Here is a 19161-nt window from a genome sequence, read left to right as displayed (position 1 = left end):
ATAACACTATTAACTACACCATATAATCGACTTAATCTCTATCTGATTGCACACGCTTAACCGAATCTTTCCACCCTGCATAAAAACTGTCTCGTCGCTCTTTACTCATAACAGGCGAAAATCGCTGTTCAACCTCCCATTTAGCAGACAGAGCTTCAAGTGAATCGAAAATACCGACTTTTAAACCGGCTAAATAAGCAGCCCCTAAAGCGGTAGTTTCGGTAATAACCGGGCGGTCAACAGGTGCTCCCAATATATCTGCCAGAAACTGCATTAGCCAATTGTTAGCTACCATCCCCCCATCTACCCGCAACTTTGTGGGACGCGTTCCATCTTTTTCCATCGCTTTCTGCAGATCTTTGGATTGATAACAAACCGATTGTAAACCTGCAGTCACTATTTCCTTAATACCCGTGTCTCTGGTTAATCCAAAAAATGGCTCCTCTGGCATTTGGATCCCAATATGGAGCCCCCAACCCAGTAAAAGCAGGCACCATATATACACCATGCTCAAGGGGAGTTTTTTCAGCCAGAGGTTCGGCATCAGAAGCATTGGCTATTATTTTTAGCCCATCCCTTAACCATTGGATGGTCGCTCCAGCAATAAAGATACTACCTTCTAATGCGTATGTAGGCTTGCCGTTTAATCTGTAAGCTATGGTAGTGAGTAATCTATGACTGGATTTCAATGCCACGTCACCCGTATTTACTATCATAAAACATCCGGTGCCATAGGTACTTTTTGCCATTCCTTTTTCAAAACAGGTTTGACCAAACAGAGCGGCTTGTTGATCACCTGCCATACCATTGATAGGGATAGCGGTTCCAAACAAACTTTCTTCTGTCATGCCAAAATTATCGGATGAGTCTTTAACCTCGGGCAAAAGAGAAGCAGGGATATCAAATAATTGAAGAAGTTCTTGATCCCATTGCTGGGTATGGATATTAAATATCATCGTTCTTGATGCATTAGTCGCCTCTGTCTTATGCTCTTTACCACCGGTTAGCTTCCACAGAAGGTAGGTATCCACAGTGCCAAAAGCCAGTTCGCCTCTATTTGCTCTTTCTCTCACACCAGGCACTGAATCGAGTATCCATTTAATCTTTGTCGCAGAGAAGTATGGATCAAGTAACAAACCAGTCTTGCTATTTATTTTTTCTTCGTGGCCTGCGCTTGCAAGTTTTTTACAGTATGAACTGGTTCTTCTGTCTTGCCACACTATTGCTCTATATACAGGTATGCCTGTTTTTCGATCCCAAATTAAGGTAGTTTCACGCTGGTTAGTGATGCCAATGGTTCTGATTTTTGAAGTAGTCAGGTCAAATTTTTCAAGAACACTTCTCGCCGTCCTCAGAACAGTTTGCCAAATATCTTCGGGATCATGCTCAACCCAACCACTTTCTGGGAAATATTGACAGAACTCTTCTTGTGCACTCTCAGCAGGATTGCCCTCACTGTCAAAAATGATTGCTCGAGAGCTAGATGTTCCTTGATCTATCGCTAAAATATAATCTTTCATATAAATCAAACAAGCCTAATGTTGCTTTATGTTCGTTATTGGTTTTATATCATACAAAACAAACATTTGACAAGTTTTTAACATTAGATTGATTCGAAGCGCTTTTAAAATATGCTAATATGTTGAAAAATATGCACGATAGCTTTCACTTCACTTGTGACGACTGTTTTGAAAAAAAGGGTTAGTGTAATGATTCAGCACCATAGATATGAAGCAATATTGGAGATGATAAATGAAAAAAGCTTCGTTTCGATTGAGAAACTGGCCCAACATTTTAACGTCACTCATCAAACCATCAGGCGTGACCTGAATGAGCTTTCTGAGCAACGCAAGATAGTTCGCCATCATGGGGGAGCAGGTACGGTATCCAGCACAACCAATACTGCTTATCAGGCAAGAAAAATAATGGATCTTCCTGCTAAACAAAAAATCGCTGAACGACTGGTTAAAGATATCCCTAATGGTGCCTCTTTATTTATTAACATTGGCACAACCACGGAAACCATAGCTCAGGCTTTGCTAGGTCATAGTGATCTGCGAATTGTAACTAATAATCTGCATGTAGCTGCCATACTGGGATCCAAAAAAGATTTTTCGGTCATAATTGCTGGCGGTGAGGTACGACATAGAGATGGGGGCGTTATCGGTGAGGCAACTGAAAGTTTTATTAGAAACTTCAGAATGGATTATGGCATTATCGGGATAAGCGGCATTGATACTGATGGTTCTTTATTAGATTTTGATTATCGAGAGGTGCGAGTTGCACAAGCCATCATTGAAAATTCCCGTGAAGTATTACTCGCGGCTGACGGTACCAAATTTGGTCGACGTGCGATGGTCAGTTTAGCCAACATAAGCCAGGCAAATCGCTTCTATACTGACCTTGAACCGCCTGAAACTATTAAAGAAATTCTGAAAAACAATAAAGTTTCCCTGCATTTGGTTTAATCTTTTGCACCTAGCTCGCCAGGGTAATATCGCGAATAGTTTACTCAATGACAATGATTTAACCATTGATCACAATTGTGCTCATGGACTCCTTGTTGTGCAGTAATAGTATGTTAATTGACCTTTTCAGCTATAATTTACTGGTATCAACGATCCTCGCCAAACAGTATAATTTACTTATTTATTATTTGATGTACTGTTTTTAATGATGTGTACTTTCATTGAAGGCTGCCAGAGCTGGATGAATGGAATATCAACCTTCATAGTTGGATATGTGATCGCCATAAATAACAAAATATTACGCAGCAATGGCAAATATTACTGAAGGGAATAGTCGCCATTGGATATTGAACAGGGATATCCGGCATAAATATTACTTTTTTATGCCCAGATTATCCCATGTTATTCAGTCCGCTCGTTAACGTGATACTACCCCCTCGAAATAAGGCCGAAAATGCCTTAGATTGGAGCGACTACGTTTTTGGCGATGACTGCTTTGTTGACTCTATATATTCCTCAAGCTTAGCTTGCGCTTCGTCTTCCCCAAACAGGATCACGCAGGCTTCTTTCAACCCGGGCGCAGCAAGAATATCTTCCCTTCGCACCACCAATGAAATTTTTGAACGTCGGCGTAAAAAGTCTTCTAATTTAGTTACCATTTCACGTTCAGCGGCATGTTCAATTTCCACTCGCAGATATTCAGAGTTTTCGATGAGAAGTTCTGCTTTTTCAGGGTTTTCCCTAATACTTTCCAACATATTAATAGCATTTCTACCGTAACGCCGCCAAAAACGCTTGGTGAGCGGCTCCGTAGAGGTGGGAGGTGTTAAGTCATCAAAGTTCATTAGCTGCGCACGGTGCATAAAATCATTTTTAACCGTGTCATCTGGCTCGCCATACCACTTGTAATCTGCGTAAGGAAGTTCAATACCGAATCCTTTGATCAATCCAGCCACTTCATCACCTACATTGATACAATCGGTTAACTTACCACCAAATATAGACAGATACTTTTTTTCACTGTTGCTATCAATGGCATGTTTACGTGATAACTGAACCCAATCGGCTTTGCCACCGGTGCCTTTAATCGCTAAAGGTCTGACACCACATCGCTCAGCGATTATATCGTCTTGGGTCAAAGGTTTGTCTAAGACCAATAACTTATTAACGTTATCTAATACAAATTGACGATCGTCTTCGGTTACTTCTGTATTAGGGTCTTCAACTTGCGTATCCGTGGTGCCAATACAGGTTTTTGGTCCCATAGGAATAACAAAAAACAATCTGCCATCATCAGCAAAGAAGGTAAGTACCTTATTACTATCTGTTATCTTATCTACAATAAGATGAATACCTTTTGAAAACAGATGGTGATGCTGCGTAGTTTGCTCATTGACTACATTGATTGGATCAACAAAAGGCCCGGCAGCATTGATAATGACTTTAGAGCGAATTTCAAACTGTTGGTCGGACATCTCGTCTTTAGCTTGCGTTACCCACACATCACCTTCGCGAGTTGAACCTTCAGATCTCACATAATTGGCTGCAATACATCCATAACTCATACTGGAACGGATAAAGTTAAAAACAAAACGTGCGTCATTGTCGAGTAAGAAACTATCCGAGTACTCGAACCCACCATTGACATTAGATGTGTTAACCACCGCTTCTTGGGCTTTAATTTTTTTAGCACTGAGGTATTGAGGAAACCGAGTAAAAAACCTGCCCATTAACCAGTAAACTAAGGTGCCCATATAGATAAACAAAGGGGGAAATCTGAAACCTTTTTGAATACTGGTAAAGAACCTAATTTCTTTGACAGTTGATGGATAGCTGCGCATCAAATGATTGCGGCTTTTACATAATTTATTTACCAAACCATATTCATGGCTTTCTAAATACTTGATACCGCCCCATGCCAGATTCGATGAATTCGAACTGGTAAAGCCGGCAAAATCACCTTTATCAATCAGTGCAACTTTTACCCCTTTAGCGGCTAATGCAGCAGCCGATACAGCGCCATTTATCCCTCCTCCAATAATCAATACATCGAATGTACTCTGGGGGAGTTTTTGAATGTAATTTTTTCTTAGGTGACTCATTTTTCAATTACCTTTTCTGAGATTACGCTATTGTCTCTACCTGACATCACCCGATTCCAATATTTACCACAATCGGGTGCAATAAATACGATCAAATTTCAGAGGTTTTATTTACCAAAGCTCAGACTAAACCAACACTTTATCTGACCGCAAATTGTGTTAAATTTTACATATTTAAGCGTCATAAATGACATAAATATTGTTGTTAAGCTTGCAATCAAATCCTTCTTTTGACATGTCATGCTGCAGTTCAGCTAACAATGCTCTTGAAAAATTTGTAATGATCTCACTATTACTTTTTAGTTTTTGATTAGCTTGCATCATCGAATACTCAACAGATAAAGCCAATATGCGCAAAACGTTAGCACAGGACGAAAACTCCTGGAAAGTATTAGCCTCATCCGGCAGGGTTCGCTTCAACATGACCCGCTGACTTTTATCAAGTCAGATTCAATGACTGTGGTTGAAATTATCCGTGTCCGCATCTCATGCACACTTGCTAGCGCACCTTGATTGATCCGAAATGATATTTCTTTGCAAGCAGCTAATAGACTCCGAATTAGCACAATAAGCGGCATCGGGACGTCATCGTATTGTAATTGTGAGTTTAACCTTTTCATCAAATACCTTATGGATAATCGGTGTTGAAACAAGTAGTCAGCCGGATGGACATTTTAAATGTTTTCATGTCTTTATATTTTCGTTTTACTAAAATACCCTCAATAACGAACATTAGCAAACATAAATGAACATAACACTACAAACATTCCCTGATTTACTCGAGAACTGGTGATTTTTTTAGAAGGAAGGCACAAACGAAGTGAAGGTTTATGTCGTATTTGGAAACGTCATTTGAATGTCTTTAGGTGTAATAAGAGGGGCACCATAAATAGATAACCCATTGCAAAGAGCTGGCTATTGTATGCCGGGCCAACACATCAAGCTTTGACCTATTAAAGATAAAAACAGCAGCAAGCGGCCAAGTTTTAAAACAGACCAACTGCTCTGCATTATTTTCTTTACTATCCAGCTCGATTAGTTGGTTTTGAACATATTTACAGATTATCTCTTCATTGGCATTACCGATGGTTTCGACAAATAGCTCAGTGTCCAAGGTTTACCGCCGCAGAAGTGTCGTTTCTGAATCTCTGGATATAACTTAAAAAACGCTCTCATTGAGATACTTTTTATAACTTGCATTACATGGCTAGGAACTATTTTTGGTTCGCCTTTGATAACCATGTGAATATGTTCTTCTTAAATTTACAATCCCTGAATATCAAAATCATTGGCATCCCCTATCTTACGAATAATCACCTTCATCCCTTTGTATAAGGCTCAAAAAACATTTGGTGTCGATATTTGGGTATCCAAACAAAGTGATACACTAGCCGATAAACGTGATGTGTATTTATATCAAGCGCCATATGCTCGTCACTAAAATCCACTTTGATAAACGGGTATAATGTTTATGAGAGAAAGAGGCAATGTTTCTGTCTAGGCCGCGTAATAGGCGTAGTCATTGCCATCAGCAATAACATCAAACACCCCAATTAAATAACGGTTACCCACATCGGTGGCCTTAGCTTTAACTTGCAGCAGAATTCTTTGCGGCCCCGCTGACCATAAATATTAATCATCAAACTGATTAAAAACAGTCTCAGTCAGCAAGATTTACGGCCATAGCGTTGGTCTATAGACAATGGCATTTGGCGAACGCTTTTCCAATTATTGGAACCGTGTAGACTGTGCGACCATTTTGTCGTGCTGATTTATACAGACTTGCGGTTGGAAAATGTTAGTCACAACACTGCTTAAGGCCATCAGAGACAGTTCCTGGCTTACCTGATTTCCCAAGAACGAAAATGATGCATACTTTAGAAAAAAGGGTCAAGTTGCTTGCTTCCCAACACATTTGATCAATCCCTCCCTCCAGTCGCGTCCTAAACTGGCTTTCTTCGCGGGTACACTTACAGCTATTCATAATAGACGGGGCTTTAGCCGAAAGTCGGGTCATATCGCGCTTCATAATTTAATATTGCCTGATCAGATTTAAGCGAGTACATATAACCCATCATACTTATCTCCTTGTTCTCTGTGTCCTCTGAGGTTCTATTTCTTTTTATCTTTTACTATCGACTGCAATCAACTATCTAGGCATTTAAAATACCCGTGACCTTAATCCTTCAACCACGACTCAAGGCAAGTATTTTCTCGGGAGTAGTCTCGTCGGTGTAATCCGTCCAACCTGTCACTTGCTGTAGTTGGGCTTGTACTGATAAGCGGTCGGCGAGCTCGTTACCCTCGGTGCCCAAATGAGCCCTGACATGTGTCATCTGTACCTTTCCGATTAGCGCACGACTTAAGGCGTAACATTCTTTGATTAACTCAAGGTTTTGTATCGGGGCGCTACCAGCTTTAGTCCAGTTCTTCTTCTTCCAACCCTCAGACCAAACAAAAACAGCCTTAAGGGAATAATCTGAATCGCTTAGGATTTCCACCGGCAGACCCTTTTCGAGATAATGATGGGCTAACTTTATGGCCTCTCTTAAAGCGATTAACTCAGCCGTATTATTGGTACCGTTAGGTGAATGGTAACCGTATTTTAAGGTTGTTAGCTTGCCATGCTCATACACCACGAGGCCAGAGCCGGTGGAGCCTGGATTAGGATCGCAAGCGCCATCGGTGTATATCTGTACGGGAAACTGATAGGCCATTACAACCGTTAATCCATCGGGAGTATTCGAAGCGGTGGCTGCTTGGGTAAACTTTGTGGATGACGCTCCAGGTAAAGTTGATATATTCCCAAGGTATACGTCGGCCTCTTCTTTAGTAGGAAATGATTTGAATGCAGCGCCAGAATAGCCCTTGGTCGCTGCCTGACAGGCCGCCCATGTGGAGAATATACCGACCTTGTGTCCCTTGAGTACTGCGTAAAACTTCTTAGCCATTATGCTTCCTTAACACTCTCGATCGTCATTGAACTCATCACTTTAGAATGCATTTGTTTCGTCTAGGATAATCGTAACATTTATCCACATTCTTTAGGTCATTCTGATGTTTACAAATACAAACAACCGCGCTCAACTACAGAGAGATAAAGTAGGTTGTATTACATAAAAACAAAAATTAATAACTGATGAATGGGCTCTTCTCTTTGCATCAGTATCCCACATTCACACGGAGATCCTCTTAACCCCGTCGGGGTAATTATCCGGGGCAAAAATATTAAGTAATGCTCCACGGGAAGCGGCTTATCGATTAATGACTGGACTGCTAATTTTACTTAGCTTTTAAAACGTTACGCACTACTGTCAGTGAAGCGCCTAGTTTCCATCTGAAACAAATGTAAAATTAGCACTGCCTATTATTTCTTTTTGTACTTTTAAACAACATTCTGATAAATAAGCTTAATTGACAATTTAGTGAGCCATCAATATAGTAAGCAATACTTATTATATGAATTACTTCCTACATGTCAGTAACAGAAAATAATTTAGGCTTTCTCTTAGCCGACAGTACACGTTTATTACGTCGCGCTTTTCAAAATCAAATGCAAGATAGCAGTTTGACGCTAGCACAGGCTAGAGCATTAATTTATGTATCGCGTAACGAGGGGGTTCGACAGGTTGAACTGGCAGAAATGCTAGAAATTCAGCCTATTACTTTGGCACGTTTACTTGATCAGTTAACACAACAAGGTCTAGTTGAACGTCGAGCGGATCCCAGTGATCGCCGCGCCTATTTGATTTATTTAACTGATGCAGCAACCCCTCACTTAAACAGCATCAAACAGGTTGGCAGCAAAATCAAACAGTTTGCCTTACAGGGCATGAATGACGAACAAGCCCTGCAATTTATGCAATCGCTTAATACCATTCGTGATCAGCTCTACCTTCTAACAGAGCAGAAACCATAGCGTAGGTTATTTTTGGAGTAGTAATTTTATGACTAATTCGTCGCTCAACGAGCTCAGTTCACCCCCTGCCAAGGTTAAAAAAACCACTCACATCCGCTTGATATTAATGTTGGGAGTGCCACTTTGTGCGGCATTATTATGCTGTGTTTGGTATTTGAAATCTGGTCGTTTTGTAGAAACCGATAACGCCTACATTAAGGCCAACAAAGTGCAAGTCAGTGCAGAAGTGGCCGGTATCGTGCAAAACGTATTGATCAATGAAAATCAAACGGTGAGAGCGGGCCAAGCCTTGTTTGAGATTAACCCCGAACCTTTTCAAATGGCCGCGATGCGCGCAGAGGCCCAACTTGCACAAGTACGCACTGATATTGCCAGCCTGCAAGCCAGCTATTATGAAAAACAAGCACAAATTCAATTAGCCAACAGCAAATACACGTTTCAATTGAAAGAGCTACAACGGCACCAGGACTTATTAAATAAAAACTATATTTCCATAGCCACTTTTGACACTGTTAAACAAAATGCCGATTTGGCACAATTACAATTAAAAGCGGATCAACAAGATTTATATCGCATCGCAGTGACCTTAGGTGGTTCTGTGGACTTTCCGATTCAACAACACCCCAATTATATGGCTGCTAAAACCGCCCTTGATCAAGCCAAACTAAACTTAAAACGTACTGTGATTACTGCTTCATTATCAGGTACGGTAAGTGTGCCACCTAAACCCGGCCAGTATTTAAATGCTGGACAAACGGCCATGACCTTAGTGGCCAGCGGTAATCTGTGGATTGAAGCTAACTACACCGAAACCCAGTTAACCCATGTTAAACCCGGTCAGACTGTGACTATCTATGTGGATACCTTTCCCGATGTTGTTTGGCAAGGTGAGGTTCAAAGCTTGAGTCCTGCCACCAGCGCTGAATTTTCAGTGCTGCCAGCGCAAAATACTACGGGAAATTGGGTCAAAGTGTCCCAACGGGTGCCCGTGCTTATCCATCTTAAGCCACAATTAAACGCCCCAGAATTGCGGGCAGGCTTAAGTGTTGAGACTGAAATAGATACACAATTCCATCGTTCGTTATTTGGTTACGTATTGTAAAACTATGAATACCACTACCACACAGGCAACACCGAACGACAAACCAATCAATCGTGGTTTAATCACCGTTTCAGTAATGCTGGCTACCATAATGCAGGCATTAGATACCACCATTGCCAATGTGGCCCTACCCCATATGCAAGGTTCTATGGGCGCAACTCAAGATCAGATTTCTTGGGTATTGACCTCCTACATAGTCTCGGCTGCTATTTTTATGCCTTTAACTGGATTTATGTCATCGCGTTTTGGTCGTAAAAACGTTTTTCTGTGGTCAGTGGTGGGATTTACTCTGGCATCAATGTTATGTGGTGCCGCACAAAACTTATCTGAAATGGTTGTTTTTCGGCTACTGCAAGGTGTTTTTGGTGCCAGTTTGGTGCCATTGTCTCAATCCGTTTTACTGGACACCTATCCACAGGAAAAACATGGGTCAGCCATGGCTATGTGGGGCGTTGGCGTTATGTTAGGCCCGATACTTGGCCCATCGTTAGGCGGCTGGTTAACTGAATATTATGACTGGCGCTGGGTGTTTTATATCAACTTACCCTTTGGCTTATTAGCCTGGTTTGGCATCATGGCCTACGTCAAAGAAACACCTCTTGATCATAGCCGCCGTTTTGATATGACCGGCTTTGTGCTATTAGCGCTAAGTATAGGTTCCTTGCAAATGATGTTGGATAGAGGTCAATCACAGGATTGGTTCGCCAGCAGCGAAGTGTTGATTGAAGCTGGGTTGACGATACTGGCCTTTTATTTGTTTGTGGTGCACATATTTACTCATCGCCATCCATTTATTGAACCTGGATTATTTTCTGATCGGAATTTTAGTATTGGGCTGATTATGATTTTTGTCGTTGGGGTGATATTGCTTGCCACTATGGCTTTGCTGCCACCCTTCATGCAGAATTTGATGGGTTATCCAGTGGTGGATGTAGGGATTATTCTCGCTCCCCGCGGTTTGGGTACCATGGCCGCCATGATCACAGTAGGTCGCTTATCAGGTAAGGTTGATATGCGTTATATGCTGTTTTTGGGTCTAATATTAACCAGCTATTCTTTATGGCAAATGACCCAATATACGGCAGATACCTCGGCAACAGTGTTAGTCACCACAGGTATAATCCAGGGCATGGGACTTGGATTTTTGTTTGTGCCTTTATCCACAATTAGCTTTGCGACTTTAGCCCCCCATTATCGCAACGAAGGTACCGCTTTGTTTAGTTTAATGCGTAATATTGGCAGCAGTATTGGTATTTCCTTGGTCATGACTTATCTGGCGCAACGTATGCAAATTAATCATGCAGCCTTTGCTAACTTTATCACTCCAACTAATCAGGCCTTACAGCTTGCTGTACAAAGTGGGGCACTTGAGACCTCAAGCCCAGCGGGTTTGATGATAATCAACAGCATGATCAATCGTCAGGCTGCCACGCTTGCCTACCTTCAGGACTTTCGCATAATGATGTGGTTTACACTGGGCGCCATACCACTGATATTCTTACTTAAATCACCAGAGAAATCCAAAACTTAATAGATGTTTAAAGGCGTACTCTTGCACCGCAACGGATGCGTTAATTAAAAGCAGAGTTTCATCAGGACATAGAATCCAAGGTCAAAGTAAACTACAGCTTTAAACCTCTAAAGGTCTCATCATTTTTGCTGGCAACATACGCCTGCCATTAGCGCTTTAATTTCCTGTTTAAAATGTTCATTACCTATTGCTAACCTTTATTGGTGGCATCTCGTATCTCTGCTAACGAAGCACCATCAACATGGTCTTTAAATAATTCTCGATAAGCGAGTTTCCTTCCTTTAGCTGAATGGTCTATTGTGAGATAAAGAGCATGTGGAGTGCATAAATCGGACACTTTTCCCAGGCCATTGATTTGATAACTTAAGTATTTGTATGCCGATGGTGTATTAACCATCTCTGCTCTGACAGAGTTTAATTCGATATAACGATACACGTGCAATAGATAATTTTCGGCTTCAACTAAACAGAATTTATGGCGCACTTCCCACAGCGCCCCGATTTACTTTAGGTATAATTGAAGTAACACACATAATGCCTCCCTAAGGATGACATCATTTTGCTGATATCGTTGACACGTTGAGACGTACAAATAATATGGTCATGAATACCCACGTTTGAATATCTACCTCATGTTTTTGGAGTAGTACTTCGCCAACCAATATATCCGCCATAGACCAGCTCACTTGAAAAACACCTCTCAATTATTACCTCGCTGAATGACTTACTGTGGCAGACACCGTGGGCTGACTCGTAACAGTCTAATCGTAAATAATTGCTCAAGAGGTTTAAAGCAAACACTATAGTGTCGAAAATTTACTCTTATCCCTGATGCAGTCTAAATTTTATAGTTTGTTAAATTTGTAACAATTGTGATGGGGTTTTCATCATTATCACTTGTCAGAGAATGACGATGTGTGGGTTTTTACATTAAAAAAACCATAACGGTTATCTTTCAACCGATCTACCCTTGGAGCTGCTGATCCAATCAAAATTTAGGACCATTATTTCTTTACACTTATAGTGCAGATTAACTTAAAATAGTGGCATCTCTTTAATTTCACTTGGGCATTCTGTCGTAGATGAATTCTATTGTACCCAGTATATTCGGTCGAATATTTTCTAATAAAATACCATTAGCTTTTAACGAGCATGCCTTAGCAGTTACACACAACAAAACCAACCAGCAAATTCAATGGAGTGAAGTGACCACTCCATTATCTTTTAAGTTTGGTTTTTTGGGTCAAACTATTCATTTTTCGACTGCTGACCAAAACGTCACGTTAACGATGATGGGTTATCATAGTGATCACTTTTTAAAAACGCGTTTCGACCAGTATTGGGTAAACGCGAATATAGCTAAACTTGATGCTTTACTTGAGAAAATAGCCAACATTCTGAGCCATGGTTTTTTGCGTCAGTCACGCATCAGCGACATTAAATCCTTAGCGCTGCAAGAGCGTAGTCGCTGGTTTCCATGGATTAAGGAAAGTAACAGCTTAGCGTTGATAGAAAAGAAAATTCAATTATTAGACAAATACTCAAAATGGGATAATGTTGCCACCCATTTTTTCCAACACCGCTATGTAAAAGAACAACTACAGCATCACAAATCATTTTTCGATCAGGTTGAATCCAACCCTTTAACTGAGCGACAACGCACAGCGTGCATTATTGACGACGATAATAATTTATTACTCGCGGGTGCTGGAACCGGAAAAACTAGCGTAATGATCGCTAGAGCAGGCTATTTGGTTCAGAGCCAGCAGGCAAAATATGATGATATTTTATTACTTGCCTACGGTCGCAAAGCCGCTGATGAAATGAATCAAAGAATTCAAGATAAACTGACCACAGATAAAATAAAAGCAGCCACATTTCATAGTCTAGGACTTAGCATCATTTCACAAGTCGAAGGAGGAAGACCCAGCCTTTCGGTGTTTGCTGAAGATGAAAAAGTCAAAGCTGAGTGGTTACACAATTCTTTTGAATCTCTGATTGAAAACCAGTCAGAATATCGAGCACGGGTGTTAGATTACTTCAGTCAATATTATTATGTAGAAAAGAATGATTTTGACTTTCAAACCCTTGGCGATTATTACCACTACTTAAATGATAACGATATCCTTAGTCTTAAAGGAGATAAAGTAAAAAGCTTTGGTGAGCTCTATATTGCCAACTGGCTTTTTTATCATGGCATAGATTACGAATACGCAGCAGCATATCAATTTGATGTAAAAACAGTGGCGCGCAGGCAGTATAAACCTGACTTTTACTTGCCTGAATATGAACTTTATATCGAATATTATGGCGTCGATGAAGCAGGTAATACTGCGCCGTATATTGATAAAGACCAATACCACGCATCTATAGCGTGGAAAAAGGCCACACATCAACGTTATAACACTAGATGTGTAACGTTAACTTATGCACAGCATAAGCAAGATACTTTATTGAACGAACTGCAAAACGCTTTATCTGAACATAAAATTGACTATGAAATTTTGCCTATTGAATCCATCTTAGCAAGCTTAAGGGAAACGGGAAGAATAAGCGTTTTAGCTGAGCTTTTCGGTAAATTACTCGGACTTTATAAAGCCGCAGATTTAGATGAAAAAGCCCAAACAGATATCATCAACAGGGCCGAGGATACTAAACAAGCAGAAACAGCATTAGCATTGCTTAAACCTATAATGTCATCTTACAACCACCATTTACATCAGCGAGATGAAGTCGACTTTGAAGACATGATTATCAAGGCGATAGATTACGTTGAATCTGGTCTTTTTACATCTCCATGGCGATGCATTATGGTGGATGAGTTTCAGGATATATCTAAGCCTAGAGCGAGATTAGTCAAAGCACTGCGTGATAACAATAATGGTAGCTCTGTTTTTGCTGTTGGTGATGATTGGCAAGCTATCTATCGATTTAGTGGCGCAGACATAAGATTAACCACCCAATTTGCAAAGTACTTTGGCTTGACTACGCAAACCGAACTAGATGTAACGTTTCGCTTTAATAATAAAATCGGGCAAGTCACCTCAGACTTCATTAGTAAAAACCCCGCTCAACTACACAAAACAATCACCTCGCTAACCCATGTTGCCACACCCGCGATTTCACTATTAAGAAGAGGGGATCACACAGTCGCTAATTATCAAAGCTCACTAATAGAATTATCTAACGGCGCTGTAGACGATGTATTACAGGCTATTTACTCGAAAACATGTAAGCCCGTTACCGTATATTTGTTAGCACGGTTCGGGTTTAAACTTCCAAGTCATGCTGATATTCAAACACTCAGCGCTAAATATCCTCTATTAAAAATGCAAGCTCACACCTTTCATGCCGCCAAAGGTAAAGAAGCAGATTACGTGGTCATCATCGGCCTGCAAAAGGGTAAACATGGCTTTCCTTCCGAAAAAGCCACACCGGCTATTTTAGATGCACTTTTACCCCCGCAGGAAGATTACCCCCACGCAGAAGAAAGGCGACTTTTTTATGTCGCACTCACGCGCGCAAGACATAGGGTTTATATTATTGCAGATATGGCCAATACCAGTGGTTTTGTGCAGGAGCTAATGGCGGAGCACGATATAGAACTAGACGAGTTCAGCAGTGAAAACGAGCAAGTGTATACCGATGATATTAATTGCATGCGTTGCGATACTGGCGTAGTTAAAAAAACAAACTGGTCGTTATGGTATTTTTTATTGTTGTTCTTTATTTCCTCGATGTAGGCATAAAGAACAACCTTGCCAGCAATGTTCTAGTCCGATGACGCGTAAACGCCATACTGGCTTTAAGCTATGCCTCGATACGAACTGTAACCATATTATCCCAATTTGTGATAAATGCGACGCAGAAATGGTACTAAGAAAAGGGCCTAAAGGTGACTTTTGGGGATGTCGAAACTTTAAAGGCGACGAAGCATTAAGCTGTAAAAATGGCAGAGACCCAGCAAGCATTCAATGGCCTGAGTTGGAATCTTATCTTTAGCTAAATTATGGTGGGTGATGAGATGCACGCTACATAATAAGGCCTCAATACGCCAGAATAGTATATTTAAACAGACTATTGTCATAACGAACGTCCAAGATAATATATAAACAACGGTTTTTGATTTAGCAAAAATGTTTTTAAAGTATGTGGTGTGTATAAGTATATTAAATCGCAATTTGATCACAAATAATAACGAAATCAGCTGTTCACTTTATACGTATCTAATTCCGACCAGTTAATCAAAATAATAGAACGTGATGAAGCATTCGTATATTGCGTACAGATTGCTCGGTAGATGGGTAATTGTTCATTCACAACATGTTTATTAGACAACAAACGGTCAGCTTGTTTGATGAGATTTTTTTCATATACTGAATATGAAATCCCGCGTCCCATAAAGGTTACACTGACTTTAGCTCCATCTAACAAACTGCTCACACAATTTGTTAATGCCGCTCGTCTAACTTTATACATTTTAGGCGTGACAGCTGTAAGAAACGTCTTCAAAATAACAACTTCATTCATGGTATAGGTTTACAGTGATGTTTGACGAGTGATCTGATCACCACGTAACGTGAATATTCCAAATTATTTTAAAATGACTTACCTGTTTATTTTGTGGGGATATTCCAGACTCAGACCCCAGATACTTATTGGTCTGTTTTGATATCTTGAGCCCCCTGTTTTAAGCGGGCCCAAAATCGGTTTTATTCAGGTACAAAGAGCGGCTGAGACAAATTGGTTTTGGCAGAGCCCGTGGGGCAGACCTAGCCGGTATTGCCCTTTTTTAGAATGGCTTTGTTGGAATTGCGATTGTTCATTACCACACCAAGCACCAACGCAAACAAAGTCAATATTAAGCCGCCGCCAACTTGATACAGATACGACATGGATCCGACATTGGCCATAAGCCACATAAAAAATCCCAACATCAGCATATAGTATAAAAAAACCATCACTTTTACTTTTGACGATAACGTGGGGTTATATTTGTGAAAATTTGCCAGGTCGGTTTTCTCAATGGGGTATTTACGTGCTACATCACTAGGGCGCCAACCCGTGCGAGAGAATAACATTGCCCACTTATCTCGGTAACTTTCGGCTCTACAGGCGTCACGGAACATACCAACAAATACATGCACGTTGGCCCACAAGGGGTTCCAACTATTTAGGGCCGTTCTCAAACCATAGATAATATCTTCACTTTCATCTTCTTCAGCGAAGGTCCCAAATATCCGGTCCCATATAATGAATAACCCACCGTAATTCTTATCTATGTATCGAGCATTTTGCGCATGATGAACGCGATGGTTCGATGGGGTCACTAAAAACCACTCAAGAAATCCCAGTTTGGGAATGTGTTGAGTATGTATCCAAAATTGATAGACAAGGTGCCCAGTAGAAATGGTTATATACATATAAAGCGGGATGCCAAGCAAAAAACACGGTACAAAGAATATCCAAGTAGTAAATAAACCGGTGCCTGTCTGCCTTAAAGCCGTTGACAAATTATAGTCTTCACTTTGGTGATGCACTACATGAGAGCCCCAGAAAAACTGGCGTTCATGGCTGATGCGATGAAACCAGTAGTAGCAAAAATCGTAAATGAGGATGGCTACAATCCAATGCAACGCAAGACTTTTATCAAATGAAAAAATAGCCCATTCATTTTCTACTTTTGCAAAAACCACCGCGCCAATACCAATAAACATAATTTGGCTTAAGGTGCGCAGCATACCTAGAGAAAGACTATTCACACTGTCATTAAGACGATAAGTGTTGTTTTTTCTAAACCAACCCCAGGCCAGTTCGAGCAATATAGCCAATAAAAAAAAGGGTGTTGCATAAGTAATAATGTTCATTCATCTTCTCTCGTTAATTCAATAGGTTGTTCGCTTTACTTTAAGATTATTTTTTTCCAACAAAACTAGGCAATATATTCCGGCTTTTTATTTTCCAACCTTGTTTAGTGGCCACATATTCGTCTTGATACACCACAACTGCATATGGATGGCCAGTGTCAATCATGGTTTCACTGCCCAGCTCACCCTTGAAGTGATACAAAGTTACATATGAAATTCCACTGGCACTAGAGCTGTTATTAACTGTGACCTTATGATTGCTTAAGACATGTCGACTCACAAAATCTTTTTGTGCCTGCTGTGAAATAAAAAAGGTATGAATGGCATCACGTCCTTGCACTTTCTGGTTGCCAATCTGCCAAAGACCATCATTAGTGAATAATTGTGCCACCTTTTCGGGGTGTTCAAGATCCACCCCATGGGTATAGGCTATGGCGAGCGCCTCGCAATCTCTTTCAATCACGAGTTGCTCTAATTCAGAGATGTTTTTACCATGCTCTGCTGCCCCAACGGTACTCACTGATACAAGCAACATCGCAGTGGCTAGATAGTAGGTAAACCCTTTCATCACATCTGTCCTCCTATGCACAATAATCTGCTTTGCAGTAACTGCCCAGTACTAACAGGCAGAACAATCAAGGCCACTAGCGTCGAGCTAAACGTATACACTTGCGTATCACCCAGAATATAAAAAACGAGCCAAGTACAAATACCAGCAACATTTTTGCGCCTAAACCTGAAACAAGTCGAATATAGGGGCCATAATCCATATTTTTCCCGGTTTTTTTGGCCTCTGGTAAAGTACCCAACGAGGCTTTAAATTCATCAATCTCTGCAAGCATAACCTCTACTCTGTTAGCATTTTCAGCGACTAAATTGTTGCTTTCACCCGGATCATCCTTAAGGTTAAACAGCAGTAACTCATGGCCTGAAACAAACCCATCTTGTAACCAAGAGAGAAACCCGACTTGGCCTTTATAAGGCAGTTTAATCTTCCAATTGCCATTACGATAAGCACGTAATTCGCCGTTCATGTAATAAAACAATGTTTGCTCAGCTCGTGTTCCCTTGCCGGTTAATAAACCGGTGATATCTCTGCCATCAATAACACGGTCAGCAGGAACAGGCACATTTGCCAAATTTGCAAAGGTCGGCAACCAGTCCATCATAGTCGCCAATCCCTGAGGTTTTGTTCCTTGGCTAATTGTCCCTGGCCAATAGGCAACAGTAGGTACTCTCATGCCGCCTTCAAATGTAAATTGTTTGCCCTCTCGAAGCGGCCCAGCAGACCCTCCCTCATCCCCCATCAGTAACCATGGACCATTATCGCTGGTGAAAATCACCAGCGTATTTTCTGACAGATTGAGTTCGTCTAATCTTTTTAGAACCTGGCCGACACTCCAGTCCAATTCTTCAACCACGTCGCCGTAAGCGCCACCAGCCGATTGACCTTCAAATTCTGGCGAAGCATAAATAGGCACGTGAGGCATATTATGAGCGAGATATAAAAAGAAGGGCTGCTCCTGATGTTTATCAATGAATTGCAGCGCCTGATCCGTATAGGTTTTGGTCATGTAACGCTGATCCACTTCTTCAAAATCTATGTCTTTGTTATTGAAATAATATAAGCCACCCATGTCGTTGCTGTAAGGTAGCCCAAAAAATTCATCAAATCCCTGATTCCAAGGCATATACTGTTCGTGGTGACCCAAGTGCCATTTACCCACTAAACCAGTGGCGTACCCAGCACCCTTTAATACTTCAGCAATGGTAATTTCTTCTGGATCCATTCCCTGGAAGCTTTCTGGGAAAAACACATTATGGATCCCCTGACGAATGGGGTAACGGCCAGTTAGCAAACCCGCGCGAGAAGGTGTACACACCGGTGATGCAGCATAAAACTCGTCAAACTTGGCTCCTTGCGCGGCCATTTTGTCGATATTGGGAGTGTTGATGGTTGTTGAGCCGTACGCCCCAATATCACCGTATCCCAAATCATCGGCAAATATAAACACAATATTCGGTTTGTCTGGCGGGCTAGTAATCTCACTTGTTGTCACGACTTCGTTATTAGCTATTTCTTCGCTTAGTGCTTGTTCCGCGGCCACAGTGAGTCCAACCATCGACAACATAAAAAACGAGATAGATAATAAAAATTTCTGGTAGTACATT

16 protein-coding genes and 2 pseudogenes are annotated in these 19161 nt (G+C 41.0%); 6 read left to right on the top strand and 12 right to left on the bottom strand.

Going from position 1 to position 19161, the window contains the following annotated elements:
- Positions 1–31: 31 nt before the first annotated feature.
- Positions 32–1520 (bottom strand): annotated as a pseudogene (gene glpK / locus C427_RS04620) (glycerol kinase GlpK).
- 189 nt (positions 1521–1709) lie between these two features.
- Here glpK and C427_RS04615 point away from each other — a divergent pair.
- Positions 1710–2468, top strand: a complete 759-nt coding sequence (locus C427_RS04615) for a DeoR/GlpR family transcriptional regulator (RefSeq protein WP_007636832.1) — start codon at positions 1710–1712, stop codon at positions 2466–2468.
- A gap of 473 nt (positions 2469–2941) precedes the next feature.
- On the opposite strand, the gene C427_RS04610 is transcribed toward C427_RS04615, so the two are convergent.
- The 6 genes and pseudogenes from C427_RS04610 to C427_RS04595 all read right to left on the bottom strand — a co-directional run bounded on the left by C427_RS04610 (position 2942) and on the right by C427_RS04595 (position 7521).
- Positions 2942–4570, bottom strand: coding sequence for a glycerol-3-phosphate dehydrogenase/oxidase (locus C427_RS04610; RefSeq protein WP_007636830.1), 1629 nt, complete (start codon positions 4568–4570; stop codon positions 2942–2944).
- Between the two features lie 174 nt (positions 4571–4744).
- On the bottom strand, positions 4745–4993 hold the full coding sequence (locus C427_RS24565) for a beta/alpha barrel domain-containing protein (RefSeq protein ID WP_081588989.1): 249 nt from the start codon (positions 4991–4993) through the stop codon (positions 4745–4747).
- A gap of 68 nt (positions 4994–5061) precedes the next feature.
- A pseudogene (locus C427_RS25650) lies at positions 5062–5190 on the bottom strand (class 1 fructose-bisphosphatase); the annotation flags it as partial.
- A gap of 442 nt (positions 5191–5632) precedes the next feature.
- The gene (locus C427_RS28720; protein WP_407636116.1) at positions 5633–5770 is read right to left on the bottom strand and encodes a hypothetical protein; all 138 of its coding nucleotides are present in this window, start codon (positions 5768–5770) and stop codon (positions 5633–5635) included.
- A gap of 528 nt (positions 5771–6298) precedes the next feature.
- Positions 6299–6427 (bottom strand): DUF1414 domain-containing protein, encoded by a 129-nt coding sequence (locus C427_RS28715; protein ID WP_226991102.1) that lies wholly within the window; start codon positions 6425–6427, stop codon positions 6299–6301.
- A 329-nt stretch (positions 6428–6756) separates the two neighbouring features.
- On the bottom strand, positions 6757–7521 hold the full coding sequence (locus C427_RS04595) for a ribonuclease H family protein (protein WP_007636826.1): 765 nt from the start codon (positions 7519–7521) through the stop codon (positions 6757–6759).
- 524 nt (positions 7522–8045) lie between these two features.
- Between C427_RS04595 and C427_RS04590 the strand changes: the two genes are divergently transcribed.
- From C427_RS04590 to C427_RS04580, 3 genes are read left to right on the top strand one after another with little or no spacing between them, the layout of a single operon-like run.
- Positions 8046–8489 (top strand): MarR family winged helix-turn-helix transcriptional regulator, encoded by a 444-nt coding sequence (locus tag C427_RS04590; protein WP_007636825.1) that lies wholly within the window; start codon positions 8046–8048, stop codon positions 8487–8489.
- A gap of 28 nt (positions 8490–8517) precedes the next feature.
- On the top strand, positions 8518–9591 hold the full coding sequence (locus tag C427_RS04585; RefSeq protein WP_007636824.1) for an HlyD family secretion protein: 1074 nt from the start codon (positions 8518–8520) through the stop codon (positions 9589–9591).
- A 4-nt stretch (positions 9592–9595) separates the two neighbouring features.
- A complete protein-coding gene (locus C427_RS04580) occupies positions 9596–11122 on the top strand; it encodes a DHA2 family efflux MFS transporter permease subunit (RefSeq protein WP_007636823.1) in 1527 nt (508 codons plus the stop codon).
- Between the two features lie 190 nt (positions 11123–11312).
- Here the strand turns inward: C427_RS04580 and C427_RS04575 are convergent, their stop codons facing one another.
- Complete coding sequence (locus C427_RS04575; protein ID WP_226991101.1) at positions 11313–11606, bottom strand: hypothetical protein; 294 nt, start codon at positions 11604–11606, stop codon at positions 11313–11315.
- 598 nt (positions 11607–12204) lie between these two features.
- Here C427_RS04575 and C427_RS04570 point away from each other — a divergent pair.
- Positions 12205–14865 (top strand): UvrD-helicase domain-containing protein, encoded by a 2661-nt coding sequence (locus C427_RS04570; RefSeq protein WP_015430482.1) that lies wholly within the window; start codon positions 12205–12207, stop codon positions 14863–14865.
- The gene (locus C427_RS28710) at positions 14831–15124 is read left to right on the top strand and encodes a topoisomerase DNA-binding C4 zinc finger domain-containing protein (protein WP_236613765.1); all 294 of its coding nucleotides are present in this window, start codon (positions 14831–14833) and stop codon (positions 15122–15124) included. Before C427_RS04570 ends, C427_RS28710 begins: the two co-directional genes overlap by 35 nt.
- 201 nt (positions 15125–15325) lie before the next feature.
- Here C427_RS28710 and C427_RS04565 read toward each other — a convergent pair whose 3' ends face one another.
- From C427_RS04565 to C427_RS04550, 4 genes are all read right to left on the bottom strand, one after another.
- Positions 15326–15601 (bottom strand): hypothetical protein, encoded by a 276-nt coding sequence (locus C427_RS04565; protein ID WP_007636816.1) that lies wholly within the window; start codon positions 15599–15601, stop codon positions 15326–15328.
- A 293-nt stretch (positions 15602–15894) separates the two neighbouring features.
- Positions 15895–16989 (bottom strand): sterol desaturase family protein, encoded by a 1095-nt coding sequence (locus C427_RS04560; protein WP_007636814.1) that lies wholly within the window; start codon positions 16987–16989, stop codon positions 15895–15897.
- A gap of 46 nt (positions 16990–17035) precedes the next feature.
- Positions 17036–17557 carry a nuclear transport factor 2 family protein gene (locus C427_RS04555; RefSeq protein WP_007636812.1) on the bottom strand — a complete coding sequence of 174 codons (522 nt, stop codon included), beginning with the start codon at positions 17555–17557 and terminating at the stop codon, positions 17036–17038.
- A gap of 76 nt (positions 17558–17633) precedes the next feature.
- Positions 17634–19160: a sulfatase family protein gene (locus C427_RS04550; protein WP_007636805.1), complete on the bottom strand. Its 1527-nt coding sequence runs from the start codon at positions 19158–19160 to the stop codon at positions 17634–17636.
- Between the last annotated feature and the right edge of the window lies 1 nt (position 19161).

Source organism: Paraglaciecola psychrophila 170 (assembly GCF_000347635.1).
In the GTDB taxonomy this organism is placed as follows: Bacteria; Pseudomonadota; Gammaproteobacteria; order Enterobacterales; family Alteromonadaceae; genus Paraglaciecola; species Paraglaciecola psychrophila.
Note: the sequence above shows the minus strand (reverse complement) of the source record. Positions and strands in the feature narration are given on the sequence as shown.

Coding starts and splice junctions, on each gene's coding strand:
- C427_RS04615 (WP_007636832.1), top strand. CDS start 1,710: ATGATTCAGCACCATAGATATGAAGCAATATTGGAGATGATAAATGAA.
- C427_RS04610 (WP_007636830.1), bottom strand. CDS start 4,570: ATGAGTCACCTAAGAAAAAATTACATTCAAAAACTCCCCCAGAGTACA.
- C427_RS24565 (WP_081588989.1), bottom strand. CDS start 4,993: ATGTTGAAGCGAACCCTGCCGGATGAGGCTAATACTTTCCAGGAGTTT.
- C427_RS28720 (WP_407636116.1), bottom strand. CDS start 5,770: ATGCAAGTTATAAAAAGTATCTCAATGAGAGCGTTTTTTAAGTTATAT.
- C427_RS04595 (WP_007636826.1), bottom strand. CDS start 7,521: ATGGCTAAGAAGTTTTACGCAGTACTCAAGGGACACAAGGTCGGTATA.
- C427_RS04590 (WP_007636825.1), top strand. CDS start 8,046: ATGTCAGTAACAGAAAATAATTTAGGCTTTCTCTTAGCCGACAGTACA.
- C427_RS04585 (WP_007636824.1), top strand. CDS start 8,518: ATGACTAATTCGTCGCTCAACGAGCTCAGTTCACCCCCTGCCAAGGTT.
- C427_RS04580 (WP_007636823.1), top strand. CDS start 9,596: ATGAATACCACTACCACACAGGCAACACCGAACGACAAACCAATCAAT.
- C427_RS04570 (WP_015430482.1), top strand. CDS start 12,205: ATGAATTCTATTGTACCCAGTATATTCGGTCGAATATTTTCTAATAAA.
- C427_RS04565 (WP_007636816.1), bottom strand. CDS start 15,601: ATGTATAAAGTTAGACGAGCGGCATTAACAAATTGTGTGAGCAGTTTG.
- C427_RS04560 (WP_007636814.1), bottom strand. CDS start 16,989: ATGAACATTATTACTTATGCAACACCCTTTTTTTTATTGGCTATATTG.
- C427_RS04555 (WP_007636812.1), bottom strand. CDS start 17,557: ATGAAAGGGTTTACCTACTATCTAGCCACTGCGATGTTGCTTGTATCA.
- C427_RS04550 (WP_007636805.1), bottom strand. CDS start 19,160: ATGTACTACCAGAAATTTTTATTATCTATCTCGTTTTTTATGTTGTCG.